The 13,420-nt window shown below is 44.5% G+C and carries 13 protein-coding genes; 7 read left to right on the top strand and 6 right to left on the bottom strand.

From position 1 onward, the window contains the following. Positions 1-1,147 (bottom strand): PQQ-dependent dehydrogenase, methanol/ethanol family (locus OMP94_RS04375; protein WP_266276480.1); only part of this gene is annotated, 1,147 nt, incomplete at its 3' end. A 205-nt stretch (positions 1,148-1,352) separates the two neighbouring features. Continuing rightward, positions 1,353-2,756 (bottom strand): glutamate--tRNA ligase, encoded by a 1,404-nt coding sequence (gltX, locus tag OMP94_RS04380; RefSeq protein ID WP_266276482.1) that lies wholly within the window; start codon positions 2,754-2,756, stop codon positions 1,353-1,355. Positions 2,757-2,839: 83 nt separating this feature from the next. On the opposite strand from gltX, the gene OMP94_RS04385 reads away from it, so the two are divergent. Both OMP94_RS04385 and OMP94_RS04390 read left to right on the top strand, forming a co-directional pair. Further along, entirely contained in the window at positions 2,840-3,763 is a 924-nt protein-coding gene (locus tag OMP94_RS04385; protein ID WP_266276484.1) for a quinoprotein relay system zinc metallohydrolase 2, read from the top strand. 17 nt (positions 3,764-3,780) lie between these two features. Further along, positions 3,781-4,578: a quinoprotein dehydrogenase-associated SoxYZ-like carrier gene (locus OMP94_RS04390; protein ID WP_266276486.1), complete on the top strand. Its 798-nt coding sequence runs from the start codon at positions 3,781-3,783 to the stop codon at positions 4,576-4,578. Between the two features lie 60 nt (positions 4,579-4,638). Here OMP94_RS04390 and OMP94_RS04395 read toward each other — a convergent pair whose 3' ends face one another. Then, positions 4,639-5,004, bottom strand: coding sequence for a hypothetical protein (locus OMP94_RS04395; RefSeq protein ID WP_266276488.1), 366 nt, complete (start codon positions 5,002-5,004; stop codon positions 4,639-4,641). Positions 5,005-5,183: 179 nt separating this feature from the next. Between OMP94_RS04395 and OMP94_RS04400 the strand changes: the two genes are divergently transcribed. The 5 genes from OMP94_RS04400 to htpX are packed head-to-tail and all read left to right on the top strand — an operon-like array spanning position 5,184 to position 10,019. After that, positions 5,184-6,047, top strand: coding sequence for an NAD(P)-dependent methylenetetrahydromethanopterin dehydrogenase (locus OMP94_RS04400; RefSeq protein WP_266276490.1), 864 nt, complete (start codon positions 5,184-5,186; stop codon positions 6,045-6,047). 17 nt (positions 6,048-6,064) lie between these two features. After that, positions 6,065-7,108 (top strand): beta-ribofuranosylaminobenzene 5'-phosphate synthase family protein, encoded by a 1,044-nt coding sequence (locus OMP94_RS04405; RefSeq protein WP_266276492.1) that lies wholly within the window; start codon positions 6,065-6,067, stop codon positions 7,106-7,108. After that, entirely contained in the window at positions 7,101-8,006 is a 906-nt protein-coding gene (locus OMP94_RS04410; RefSeq protein WP_266276494.1) for an NAD(P)-dependent methylenetetrahydromethanopterin dehydrogenase, read from the top strand. Before OMP94_RS04405 ends, OMP94_RS04410 begins: the two co-directional genes overlap by 8 nt. A 58-nt stretch (positions 8,007-8,064) precedes the next feature. Next, the gene (locus OMP94_RS04415) at positions 8,065-9,108 is read left to right on the top strand and encodes an ATP-grasp domain-containing protein (RefSeq protein ID WP_266276496.1); all 1,044 of its coding nucleotides are present in this window, start codon (positions 8,065-8,067) and stop codon (positions 9,106-9,108) included. A 38-nt stretch (positions 9,109-9,146) separates the two neighbouring features. Beyond that, positions 9,147-10,019: a protease HtpX gene (htpX, locus tag OMP94_RS04420; RefSeq protein WP_266276498.1), complete on the top strand. Its 873-nt coding sequence runs from the start codon at positions 9,147-9,149 to the stop codon at positions 10,017-10,019. 38 nt (positions 10,020-10,057) lie between these two features. Here htpX and OMP94_RS04425 read toward each other — a convergent pair whose 3' ends face one another. From OMP94_RS04425 to gmhB, 3 genes are read right to left on the bottom strand one after another with little or no spacing between them, the layout of a single operon-like run. Beyond that, positions 10,058-12,133 (bottom strand): EAL domain-containing protein, encoded by a 2,076-nt coding sequence (locus OMP94_RS04425; protein WP_266276500.1) that lies wholly within the window; start codon positions 12,131-12,133, stop codon positions 10,058-10,060. A 1-nt stretch (position 12,134) separates the two neighbouring features. Next, positions 12,135-12,881: a lysophospholipid acyltransferase family protein gene (locus tag OMP94_RS04430; protein WP_266276504.1), complete on the bottom strand. Its 747-nt coding sequence runs from the start codon at positions 12,879-12,881 to the stop codon at positions 12,135-12,137. Continuing rightward, the gene (gene gmhB / locus OMP94_RS04435) at positions 12,881-13,420 is read right to left on the bottom strand and encodes a D-glycero-beta-D-manno-heptose 1,7-bisphosphate 7-phosphatase (RefSeq protein WP_266276506.1); all 540 of its coding nucleotides are present in this window, start codon (positions 13,418-13,420) and stop codon (positions 12,881-12,883) included. The genes OMP94_RS04430 and gmhB overlap by 1 nt, the downstream gene beginning before the upstream one ends.

Consider the following 13,420-nt stretch of genomic DNA (forward strand, 5'->3'; position numbering starts at 1 on the left):
GGTCATGCAGACCAGTTTTCAGGTTTACGCCGTTTGACCAGTTAACTGCTGGGTCATATTTTTCTGCAACCAGCAATTCACCTGATTCACGATCCATGGTGTAACCGAAACCGTTACGGTCAAAGTGGACCAGTGCTTTACGCATTTTGCCGTTGATTTTTTGATCAACCAAAATGTTTTCGTTAACACCGTCGTAATCCCACTCATCGTATGGTGTCATTTGGTAGACCCATTTAGCCATACCAGTGTCTAAATCACGACCGAACAGAGACATTGACCATTTGTTGTCGCCTGGACGTTGTACTGGGTTCCAAGTAGATGGGTTACCAGAACCATAGTAGAACAGGTTCAGGTCTGGATCGTAAGAATACCAACCCCAAGTTGTACCACCACCGATTTTCCATTGGTCACCTTGCCAAGATTTCAGTGAAGAATCCTTGCCAACTGGTTTCAACATAGAAGTTGTTTTTTCGCCGTCAAACAGCATTTCGTCATCTGGACCAGTGCTGTAAGCTTTGTATTTAACGTTACCTTCAAAGTCGTAAGCCATAACGTAACCACGTACGCCGAACTCACCACCAGAAACACCAACAATAACTTTGTCTTTGAATACGTGAGCAGCAGCTGTGCTAGTCGCACCAACTTTTGGATCATCACGTTTGTCAGACCACAGCGCTTCACCAGTTTCAGCGTCTAAAGCTACCAGAGTAGTATCCGCTTGGTTCAGGAAGATTTTGCCGTCGCCGTAGCTCAGACCACGGTAAACAGTGTCACAGCACATAACTGGCACAGTTTCGTCGTAGTTTTGGCTTGGCTCATATTTCCATTTGATAGCACCGTCGTTGTTTAAATCCAACGCGTAAACGATGTTAGGGAATGGAGTATGAACGTACATAGTGCCGTCCATGACCAAAGCATTACCTTCGTGGCCACGTAAAACACCAGTTGAGAAAGACCAAGCCATGTTCAGATCTTTGACATTATCTTTGTTGATTTGCGTCAAAGTGCTGTAACGAGTGTTGGCATAGTCACCAGCTGGCATTACCCAGTTGTTTTCATTTTTTTGCAATTCTGCAAGTTCATCCGCAGCAACCAGACCTGGTGCTACTAAACCCATCATTGCAATTGATAAGGTTTTCAGCTTCATAAAGTTATCCTCTATTGCTTTTTAATATGCACGACACGAAAAGTCCCATATGAACTTCATGCGTAGAGGAACCTTAATACCACCTCATAGGTTCGTCAAGACTTTATCCGATCTTTTTAGTGACTTTTTCCATTATCTTTTCGGGAATAATTTCCCGAAAAGATAACATACTGATTTTTAATCGGTTTTTTTATTAGACTAAAAATCAGGCATGATCCTTGATCCATGAAGCCGCTGCGGCTATTGCCGACTCAGTGCGCAAACGACCGGCCAATTCCAAGGTCAGATCCAAGGAGGGTGAAACGGTATTACCAGTCAATGCCACACGAATTGGCTGGGCCACTTTACCCATACCAACATCGTTCGCTTCAGCACACTCTTTGACTTGATGATGAATCGCCTCAGCCTCCCATTTATCAAGGCTTTGCAGACGTTTCAACATGTCTTCAAGGATAGGCAAACTATCTGCAGCTAAATGTTTACGAGCCGCTTTTTCATCATATTCACGAACATCTTTATAGAAATATTGGCAGCTTTCAGCGAGCTCTTTAAGCGTCTTTGCACGCTCACGTAACAAGACAATCACATCAGTAATTGCAGGTCCATTTGCAGGATCAATCTCAAGTTGTCCTAAATGCCAACTTAGGTGATGAGCAACATGTTCAGCGGGACTATTCTTAATATAATGCTGATTTAACCAAAGGAGTTTTTCCGTATTAAAGCTTGACGCTGCTCTATTAACATCACTGATGTCAAAAAACTGAACCATTTCATCTAAAGAGAAAACTTCCTGATCGCCATGTGACCAACCCAGTCGAACCAGATAATTCAATAATGCTTCAGGAAGATAGCCTTCATCACGATAGCTCATCACACTGACCGCACCGTGACGTTTAGACAAACGCGCACCATCATCCCCCAGAATCATCGGTACATGGGCAAATAGTGGTGGTTCAGCACCTAAAGCTTTAAAAATATTGATCTGACGAGGTGAATTATTAAGGTGATCGTCACCACGAATGACATGAGTCATTCCCATATCCAGATCATCAACAACCACTGTCAGATTGTATGTCGGTGTGCCATCGGGGCGAGCAATGATCAGATCATCCAACTCTGCATTACTAAAGCTGACATCACCACGAATCGCATCATGAACAACCACATCACCTTCAGTTGGGTTTTTAAAGCGAATGACTGGCTGCACACCTTCTACAGGTGTCGTGCGGTGACGACAACGACCATCGTAGCGAGGCTTTTGTTTATTTGCCCGCTGTTCTTCACGCATCGTTTCTAGTTCATCTTTAGAACAGTAGCAGTAGTAAGCATCACCTTGCGCCATCAATTGATCGATGATTTCTTTGTAACGATCAAAACGCTTGGTCTGATAAAACGGGCCTTCATCGTACTCTAGTCCCAGCCAAGTCATGCCTTCAAGAATGGCGTTTACCGACTCTTGGGTTGAGCGCTCAAGATCAGTATCTTCAATTCTCAATACAAATGTACCGCCATGACGACGGGCATATAACCATGAAAATAACGCTGTTCGGGCACCACCGACATGTAAATAACCGGTTGGACTTGGTGCAAAGCGGGTACGGATAGTCATGCTCAATATCTCTACTGGTAGTCTGCTGGAAAAGTGCGTTATTGTACCAGTTAGGGCTTTAAAAACCTGAGGATTCCTATTAGATGAAATCTTTGTTACCGATATTTCTGCTGAGTTTTAGTGTCGCTGCCTGTGCACAATCGGAAACTGACTATCCATTACAGCAGGTTGCTGACGGTATTTATTACCATCAGGGTGTTCATGAAGAAGCTAATAAGACCAATATTGGTGCGATCGCCAATGTCGGTTTTATAGTTGGCGAATCTTGTGTCGCTGTGATCGACTCGGGTGGCAGTTATCGTGAAGGGGAGTTACTCAAACAAGCCATTCAAAACAAAACATCTGTTCCCATTTGTTATGTCATTAATACGCATGTTCACCCAGACCATATATTAGGTAACGCAGCATTCAAGGGTGAGAACGTCAAATTTGTTGGCCACGAAAAACTGCCTGCGGCGATTGCCAGTCGAGAAGCTTATTTCAGTCGTAATTTTGAAGAAATTCTCGGTGATGCATACACCGGTACTGAATTTATCAGCCCTGACACTTTAGTAAGTCCCAACCAGCCGATGTCGTTAGATTTGGGTGGAAGAACGATTACGCTTACCGCCTACTCAACTTCACATACGGATCATGATTTAACCGTCCTCGACGAAACTAGCCAAACATTATGGACTGGAGACTTATTGTTTCGTGAGCGTATGCCAGCATTAGATGGCAGTATTAACGGTTGGATTGCCACATTAAAAACATTACAAGAAGCTTCTTTCAAAGCTGTCATACCCGGTCATGGTCCCGCAGCAATAAATGAAGACGCTGATTGGAACAAGCTACTGCACTATTTAGAAACGATTAGAGAAGGCATCAGAACTGTTATAAATGACCTTGGTACTCTTGAAGAAGCAACCACAACCGTCGGTTTGTCAGAGCGTGAGAAATGGGAACTCTTCGAGGAATATCATCGTCGAAATGTAACCGCTGCATTCGTAGAATTGGAGTGGGAATAATAATAAGGAGAGAGAATATGTTTAGTCGATTGATAGCCATGTTTGGTATCAGCCTGGGACTGATACTTAGCCAACCACTTGCTTATGCGGCGACACCTGATGAAGCCATGTGGCCTATCCTCAAAGAAATTCACTTTGAGGGAAAAGATATCCAAGAAAATGCTGATGATCTTATCGCCTTAGATGCACCAAAGCGTGCTGAAGATGCGGCGATTGTGCCAATCACAATTCGTTTATTACAGCCACAAACTGCTGAGCGATACGTCAAAGATATTCATCTGATTATTGATAATAATCCAGATCCCTATTCAGCAAATTTTCATTTAACGCCAGATGTCACCGATGTTGAAATTGGCACTCGTGTACGCGTTGATCAATACACTGATATGCGTGTGATTGCTGAAATGAATGACGGCTCTTTGCATATGGTCAGTAGATTTGTGAAAGCCTCCGGTGGTTGTAGTGCACCAGCCGGCAAAGATGCTGAAGCGGCGATGGCGAGACTTGGCAAAATGCAAATTCGCATGCGTCACCCTACTCTTGGTGAGCCAGTTCAAGCACAAGTGATTGTTAGCCATCCTAACTATAGCGGCCTGCAATACGACCAAAAAAATCGTAAATATATCAATGCACACTACGTGAAAAATATTGATATTCAGTACAACAATAAAACCTTGTTTAACGTTGATACCGGTATTTCACTCAGTGAAGACCCAAGCATTCGCTTTACCTTTACGCCAACTGAGCCCGGTATGCTCAAAGCCAAAGTTGTGGATAGTAAAGAAATGCAGTTTGAAACCGAAAAAGAAATTTAGGTTTTTAGATTGCCCCAAAAAAAAGGCCGCATCAGCGGCCTTTTTTATTTGCAATAAAGGTTATTTTAATTTGCAATCTTTATATGCAGATTTAATCACTTCATCATAATGATCAGTGACTTTATTTAACTCTTTGTCATCACGGAACTGAGCGCCTTTATCAGCTGGCAAGTTTTTGTACATATAGCCAGTGCTGATGTCATCAAATTCAGTTTCAGTAAATTCTGCATCAAGCTTATCAACAACACATGAACATTTATGCACACTTTCATAAACGTTCATATCACCATTTGCCGTCATACAATCTTGTACATAATGTACTTTGGTGACCGTTGAAAAATCTTGCTTGCCATGGTCATCGGCCATTGCCAAACCAGGCAAAAAAGCCATACCGGCAAGAAGCATCGTTAAACTGGTTTTAGTCATTCATTTCTCCCTTCTGTTCTTTTATTAAAGGTGATACTTAGTAATTGCGCCATTGAATTAAGTTCCTTAATCGGAACGTATTGATGAATACAACAGCGTTAATTTTCCTGATCACTGAAAGATAAGGTAAAATTTAATGTTCAATCATGCAACTTCCCGGCGCAAGACAGGAGAACCCGATGAAAAAATTGCTGCTGCACCTCGACACCGACCCGGTGGCGAGTACGTTCGATCAAGCCGTAGCTTACGATTCAGGCGTTGATAACATTATCGCCCATGGCAGTGCGACCCGCGATAACGTTACTGCTCACGTCCACGGCATGATCTTTACACGCGGCGGTAAGAACCTGAAAAACAGCGCGATTTTCATCGGTGGCTCTAACGTTGCGGCAAGCGACTTAGTTGGCCAGGCTGTTAAGAAAGCATTTTTTGGCCCAGTTCGCGTTTCGGTGATGCTAGACCCAAATGGTTCAAACACGACTGCTGCAGCCATTGCCCGTAAAGTCATGAAAAATTATGACATCAAAGGCAAAAAAGTCGTGATTTTAGGCGCTGGCCCAGTAGGTCAACGTACTGCCTTGTACTTGATTAAAGAAGGCGCCGGCGAAGTCGTCTTAACGTCTCGTAGCATGCAACGCAGTAAAGCAACCGCTGAGCAAATGAAAAAAGCTTACGATGTTGATGTCATTCCAGGCGAAACGCGCAGTGATGAAGCGGTTGATAAGTTGCTCGCAGATGCACATGTTGCCGTCGCGGCGGGTCCAGCTGGTGTTTGCATGGTGCAAGAACAGACCTGGAAAAAAAGTACTACATTAGAAGTCATCGCTGACGTAAATGCTGTTCCACCGCTAGGTGTTGAAGGTATGGAAGTGATGGATGATGGTGTTGAGAAGTCTGGTGTTCGTTTCTACGGGGCAATTGCAATCGGCAACTTCAAAATGAAAGTTCACCGTGCCGCCGTGGCATCATTATTCGAAAGTAATGATGTGTTCCTCGATGAAACCACTGTCTACGATATTGCCTGCAAAATCGATAACGGTTAGTGACACCAACACCTGATATGTCATCAGTTAAACCAAGTCTCGTAGAGGTCAGCACGCCTGCTCGCTTGCACTTAGGCTTCTTAGACTTGGGGGCAAGCTTAGGTCGGCGCTTTGGCAGTATTGGTCTTGCCATTAATAGTCACCAAACGGTGATAGAAGTCAGTCCTGCCGAACAGCTAACGATTGTTGGTGTCGATGATACCGGGACGATTGAAAAAATTCACTGTCTCATTGAGCGTTTTTTAACGCATAGTCAGTCATTAATTTCTGAAAACAACTTTCAGCCGGCTTTAACCATTAAAAGCCTTATTCCAGAACATTCTGGACTGGGTTCGGGCACGCAACTGGCATTAACGATTGGTCGCGCTTTAACTGAATTTTATGGCCTCCCTTTTTCAACGCTTGATATTGCTGAAATCATGGGTCGAGGTAAACGCTCAGGCATTGGTATTACGACATTTGATCACGGTGGTTTTGTGGTTGACGGTGGTCTTGCTGCGGATACCCGTTTACCGCCAATGTTATTTAACACACCATTCCCAGCTGAGTGGCGGATCTTGCTAATTTTTGATCCCAAGCATCAAGGGGTTCACGGTGAAGCAGAAGTTAACGCATTTCGTGACTTGCCTGAATTCCCACAAGCAAATAGCCAAGCAATCTGCCAACTGACTTTGATGCAATTATTGCCGGCGTTGGTTGAACAAAATATCGATGCGTTCGGTAGTGCGGTTACCGAAATACAATCACTGATTGGTGAACACTTTGCACCAATTCAAGGTGGCTTATTTAGCAGCAAGCGCGTTGCAACACTCATCGAGCAAGCCCAATTGGCAGGCCATAAAGGTATTGCCCAAAGTTCATGGGGGCCAACCGGTTGTGTTTTTGTGGATAGCGAGTCCACGGCGAAACAATTACAAAATAAACTACAGGCATACTGTGCTGAGCATAATGAACTGGATGGCATCACCATGCATATTGCTGCAGCAACGGATACCGGTGCGAAAGTTCAAAGACTTGCTGCACCAACACAAATATCTCAATTAAGGAGTCATCATGGCTAAGCGTTCTATTATCCACATGCTCAACCCAATGAAACACAACAGTCCGTTTGACATCAACATGGCTCTCGATGCCGGTTATGATGTGCTGATCCCTTATAACAATGTTGAACTGACTGAAGTTTCTGGCTTGGTTCAAGACGCCATTTTTTCACGCGGTCCTGGCGGTGTAAAAATGACCAGCATGTTTATCGGTGGTCGTGACATTGGTTTGGCAATGGATATGTTGGAAGCTTCAAAAAAAGCAATGTCACCACCATTCGAAGTGTCAGTTTTTGCCGATCCAAGTGGTGCATTCACAACGGCGGCAGCGTTAGTTGCATGCGTTGAACGTGAGCTGAAAAAACACTTTGATAAAGACTATAAAGGTACGCGCGCTGTTGTCTTTGGTGGTACCGGCCCGGTTGGTTTGGCAACTGCCGTTATTGCAGCTCAGGCTGGTGCGGATACAACTATTGTTGATCACTTCTCGATTGATAATGCCTTGGCATTTGCTGATGAAGCGAAAAAACGTTACGGCGTCACGTTACGCGCGACAACCGCTGCATCTGACGCAGATAAAGCCCGTTTATTGTCTGATGCGGATGTTGTGTTCTGTACAGCAAAAGCAGGCATTCAAGTATTGAATGCCTCTGTCTTGGCTGATGCAAAACAACTAAAAGTCGCAGGTGACGTTAATGCTGTTGCACCGCTTGGTATTGAAGGCGTTGAACTGATGGATAACGGTGCGCCATTAAAACTGGCTACGGCATCACCAAATGCTGTTGCGATTGGTGCTTTGGCTGTGGGTAATGTGAAATACAAATTACAACAATCACTGCTAAAAGAAACATTAGAAAGCGAAAAACCAGTTTATCTGGATTTCCGTAATGCCTTTGATGGTGCCCGTAAACTGGTCTAATCAAATAGCTAAATCACTGATACTAATTATCGCCCAGAGCGGGCGGTATTTAGCCCAATTGGCACACAGATCCGATTATCGGGTCTGTGTCGCCGATCATTTTGGTGATGTCGATACGCTCGCCATTACTGAACAATACCGTACACTGCCAAGCTTTGAGAAAATCGACAAAGCGAGCTTTCAATACGTTGTTTCTGCATTAACTGGTAACCAACCAGCCATACTTGTCATCGGTACGGGAATTGAACGTTTATATCCCTACCTGCAATATCTCCCTGACAATATTCAGCTAGCAAATAATAGCTACAACACACTGATACAATGCTTGCCACCTAAAAACTGGTTTCGGCAATTACACCAACACCAGATTCTTTTTCCCCAAACCTATTTTACTCAGCCAGAACAAACCTCTGGTTTAATACAAAAGTCTGCTTTTAATTGGGGCGGCAGTCATATCACGCTGCCGAGTAAAGCTTCGCAAACCGAGCCTTATTACCAAGAATTTATTGAGGGACAGCCTGCCTCAGTTTTGTTTATTGCCAATGGTCATGAAATAAAACTATTAAGCTTTAACCGGCAATTTTGTCGAAATGCCGAGGAGCAGGATTATCGTTTGCAAGCAGTGATAAGTAGTACATTAGAGCCTACTATTTATGCTGAATTACATGGCATTTGCCAGCAATTAACACAATCCATGACACTCAAAGGTTTTCAGTCCCTGGACTTTGTTATCGATAACGAAGGCAAGCTTTGGGTCTTAGAACTTAATCCAAGACCAAGTGCTTCGATGCAGTGTTTACCTTCAAGCTGGCCGTTAATAGATTGGCATATCAATGCTTGCCAAGGAAAGCTTCCAGCAATTTTAGATAACAAGATACCTGCCAAGGTTTGGTATGGCGTGTTCGCTGACATCGATATTATCATACCTGAGGAATTTATCTGGCCGGATTATGTCTTCGATATACCGCCAGCAGGAAGCCTAATTAGTAAAGGCGATATTATTTGCAGTTTGGTATTAGATTGCGGTACTAACGACGGATTAAGTTACGGTCATACGTTAGCAACACAATTACAATATAAACTTGAAAACAACGCTGTATAGCGCCATATAAAGCGTCAGTTAACACTGGAGATTAATCAATGACACGAATTATGTTGTATCTCGGTACCAATATCGCGGTACTTCTTGTCCTGAGCTTTACCATGCGTCTGCTCGGCATTGATGGCATGCTGAATGAGCAAGGTGGGTTAGATATGAACTCACTGCTTGTTATGGCAGCAGTCATTGGTTTTGGTGGCTCATTTATTTCTTTAATGATTTCTAAATGGACTGCCAAACGCCTCACTGGCGCACAAGTTATCACGGACCCACGCAACAGCACTGAACGTTGGTTGGTTGAAACGGTTGCGCGTCAAGCGCAACAAGCAGGTATTGGTATGCCTGAAGTAGCGATTTATAACGCCCCAGAGCCAAATGCTTTTGCAACTGGCGCTAATCGTAATAATGCATTGGTCGCCGTGAGTACGGGATTAATGCAATCAATGACGCAAGATGAAGTCGAGGCAGTGCTTGCCCACGAGGTCAGTCACATTGCTAATGGTGATATGGTGACCATGGCGCTTATTCAAGGTGTGGTGAATACCTTCGTCATTGTCTTGTCTCGTGTCATTGGCCATATGGTTGACCGTGTAGTGTTTAAAACGGAAAACGGTCATGGTCCCGCTTTCTGGATCACCTCAATCATCGCTGAACTCGTGCTTGGTTTCTTAGCCAGTATCATTGTGATGTGGTTTAGCCGACAACGCGAATATCGCGCCGATGCCGGTGCAGCTAGTTTGGTTGGTGCACCTAAGATGGTGGCTGCATTAAAACGTTTGGCTGGTACGTCCAGTGAACCACTGCCAGATCAATTACATGCTATGGGTATTTCTGGCGGTCGTGGCGGTCTAAGTGCCTTGTTAATGACACACCCACCATTAGAATCACGTATTGCAGCGTTACAACAACGCTAAACATCACAACAAAAAACGGGGCTTTCGCCCCGTTTTTTTTATGCTTCTTCGTCGAAGTTATAATCTAGTTCTGGTGATGGCTCATGGATGTAAAAGCCTTGTGCATAATCAACACCTAGCCGCCATAACAAGGCAAGACTATTGGCATCAGAAACAAACTCAGCGATACAGCGTTTATCGGCTTGTTTTGCCATATCAATAATGGCTTTGACCGCTGCTTGGTTCTCCACATCATGCGCCATATTTTCAACAAAGTTACCGTTGATTTTCAGGTAATCCACATCAAGTGTATTTAAGCTGTGTGAGAAATCGATACCACTGCCAAAGTGTTCCAGCCCAAACTCACAGCCAATGGCTTTTAACTTGCCGAAGGTTTCTTGACTTTGCTCAAGATTACCTAATGCCGCCGTTTCACTGATTTCAAATACAAGCTCTTTACCAGTCAGGTTTTGTGCCTGCAAACTGGCTGACAACCAATCAACGAAGTCTTTCTCATAAAGCGTTTGTTCAGACAACTTGATAAAGAAACGGGTTTTTGGCCATTGTTTCCGATGGTCACTGAGGATAGCTAAAGCCTTACGAATAACCCATTTATCAATATCTGCCATGACTTTAAGCCGATCGGCAGTGTCAATAAACTCTTCAGCTTTAAGTGTTTTACCAGACTCTAATTTTAAGCGCAGTAAGACTTCATAGAGTTCTTGCTCAGGGCCGTGCAGACTAACAATTGGCTGATAATGCAAAAAGAAGTCATCATTGGCCATCGCTTCTTCAAGAATTTTTTGCCACTGTTGTGAATTAGTCTGGGTATCTTGCTCAGCAGGTTGATGACGGGCAATTTGATTGCCGCCCGCTTTCTGAGCACGAATACAAGCGCGGTCAGCATTTTCAAGTGCGACAGCGGCTGTTGCCACATTTTCACTGATACGGCTGATACCAATACTACAATGCAAGTCGATAATTTTGCCGTTGGTTTGTGACACATAATCATCGATGGCTTTGCGATAGGCTTCGGCACGAATATCTACTTCATGCTCGTTAGCGCTCGGCACGATAACGGCGAAAACTTGGTCAGCATAACGGCCTAAAGTTTCACCTTCGGCCAGCGTTTTACGCAAAATATCACCAACACTCTTAATGACAATGTCGCTGGTACCTAAGCCAACCATTTCTTTGATTGACTGGAAGTCATCTAAGACAATAAACAATAGCTCAGCGTCACCTTTACCTTCGCCTGCAGCATTGATGGCTTTTTCTAACTCATCAGAAAATCGGCTGCGCGTATAAAGGCCGGTTAATAAATCATGGTCACGTAATAGCTTCAGTTTTGACTCATTGGCATTAAAATTATTGTTGTCACGAATAACGACTTGGGTGCAATTTTCACCCTCAACATTGGCATGTGAGAACTCGATATTGGCCTCAAACACCTGACCGTTAGATTTTAGGCACTGTACGGTAACAGTTTGCGGTGGCGCGTCAGTCGTTTCGGTGAACTGACGAAATACCGCTTTAAACTTAGGATGATCTTCAACGGCAATCAGATCGAGAATCGGCAGGCCATCAATATCTTCGGCTTCTTCATAATCAAACAGCGCCAAATAAGCACGATTCACATAGATATGCATGCCCTCATGCATGTAAGCAACAGCATCGCGTGAACTCTCTAGTAATGCCTGTGAACGTTTTTCACTCTCACGCAAAGCACGTTCATTACGACGCGCTAAACGCCGAATGTTGAGGTTATAAAGTTCTCTTTCAGCAGCAAACTGGAGACGCTCAGTATCATCTGAACGCACCACATCTTGAGCGCCGCTGCGGAACCATTCTTTTTCTGCCTCGGGATCATCACAGATCACAATAACCGGCAAATCTTTGCCCAAACGTTGTTCTAAATTGATGATTTCGAGTGGTGTTAAATTCGGTAGGTTATCTCGGCAGATAAGGAGATCCAGAGCCTGGTTACTGAGTAATTGCTCAAGTGAGTGGAAATTGTCTTCGCGTGATGCACGTACGGCATGTCCAGCACTTCGTAAAACGTTCACAACAGCATCGGCATCCGTCAATGAATCATCAACGATCACCAGTCGCAATATACCTTCAGCTCTTGCCACGCTAACCACCTTCGCTAAGTTGTGCCGGTTTAACCGGACGGCTGCCTTCAAGGCTCGTCATTGCTTCGGACATCCATGACTCAACTTGTTGATTGATGCTGGCTGCTGACTGACCCTGCGTAGGTATCTTAGCGCCAATTTGCATTTTGATCACACCTGGTTTTTTCAAAAAACCACGCTTTGGCCAAAAATGTCCAGCATTATGCGCAACCGGTACCACTGGTACACTCGCATCTACTGCCAAACGCGCCCCACCAATACCAAAACGTCCCTGCGTTCCTACAGGCATCCGCGTGCCTTCAGGGAAAACGACAACCCAAGCTCCGGAATCAAGTCTTGCTTTGCCCTGCTCAACAACCTGGGCCAACGCTTTGCGTCCGGCTTTACGATCAATGGCAATTGGTTTCATGGATGCCAAGCCCCAACCAAAAAATGGAATCCATAGAAGTTCGCGTTTTAACACCCATACTTGAGGTGGAAAAACCGCTTGTAAAGCCAACGTTTCCCAAGCGGATTGGTGTTTGCAGAGAATCACACAAGGCTCATCAGGAATTAACTCACGCCCTTCGACCTCAAGTCGTGTGCCGCAAATAACTTTTAATGTCCAAATATTCCAGACCGCCCAGCGACTCACTACACCATAACGGATTCTAAATGGTAATGGCCAGACTAAAACGGCTAACAGCGAAAAGATAATCGCACTAATGCTGTAAATAAAAAAGAACAGTGACGAACGTAGCCAAATCATTAAGCAGTAGGCTCCAATAGTGCATCGACGACTGATGCCAGGTCATCATAAACAGCCACGCCAGCAGGAATGCCCGCTTTTTCAGTTGCTCGACCTTTACCAGTGCGAACCAAGATTGGCTTGGCGCCCGCCGTTATTGCTGCTTCGATATCACGTAGTGAATCACCTACAGCCGGAACATTTTCAACACTGGTACGTAACCGATGCGCCAACTCATTAAACGAACCCGGCTTCGGTTTACGACAACTGCAATCATCATCTGGCCCATGTGGACAAAACATGATTGCCTCAATACGACCACCAACCTGAGATAACATTCGGCGCATTTTGCTATGAATACGGTTGAGCATTTCAACATCTAACAAGCCCCGAGCCACGCCCGACTGGTTAGTAATCACCACCACCCTAAAGCCTGAATAATTCAAGCGTGCAATGGCTTCAAGGCTACCTTCGATTGGCTCCCACTCAGCTGGTGATTTAATAAAGTCATCAGAATCGTGATTAATCACCCCATCGCGGTCCAGAATAATCAACGACAT

The organism is Methylophaga sp. OBS3 (assembly GCF_026319325.1).
Classification (GTDB): domain Bacteria; phylum Pseudomonadota; class Gammaproteobacteria; order Nitrosococcales; family Methylophagaceae; genus Methylophaga.

What these genes read in the sequence shown, in the direction of transcription:
- htpX (WP_266276498.1), top strand. Translation starts at nt 9,147, where the DNA reads ATGACACGAATTATGTTGTATCTCGGTACCAATATCGCGGTACTTCTT.
- OMP94_RS04390 (WP_266276486.1), top strand. Translation starts at nt 3,781, where the DNA reads ATGTTTAGTCGATTGATAGCCATGTTTGGTATCAGCCTGGGACTGATA.
- OMP94_RS04400 (WP_266276490.1), top strand. Translation starts at nt 5,184, where the DNA reads ATGAAAAAATTGCTGCTGCACCTCGACACCGACCCGGTGGCGAGTACG.
- OMP94_RS04430 (WP_266276504.1), bottom strand. Translation starts at nt 12,881, where the DNA reads ATGATTTGGCTACGTTCGTCACTGTTCTTTTTTATTTACAGCATTAGT.
- OMP94_RS04395 (WP_266276488.1), bottom strand. Translation starts at nt 5,004, where the DNA reads ATGACTAAAACCAGTTTAACGATGCTTCTTGCCGGTATGGCTTTTTTG.
- OMP94_RS04385 (WP_266276484.1), top strand. Translation starts at nt 2,840, where the DNA reads ATGAAATCTTTGTTACCGATATTTCTGCTGAGTTTTAGTGTCGCTGCC.
- OMP94_RS04410 (WP_266276494.1), top strand. Translation starts at nt 7,101, where the DNA reads ATGGCTAAGCGTTCTATTATCCACATGCTCAACCCAATGAAACACAAC.
- gmhB (WP_266276506.1), bottom strand. Translation starts at nt 13,420, where the DNA reads ATGTCGTTGATTATTCTGGACCGCGATGGGGTGATTAATCACGATTCT.
- OMP94_RS04405 (WP_266276492.1), top strand. Translation starts at nt 6,065, where the DNA reads ATGTCATCAGTTAAACCAAGTCTCGTAGAGGTCAGCACGCCTGCTCGC.
- gltX (WP_266276482.1), bottom strand. Translation starts at nt 2,756, where the DNA reads ATGACTATCCGTACCCGCTTTGCACCAAGTCCAACCGGTTATTTACAT.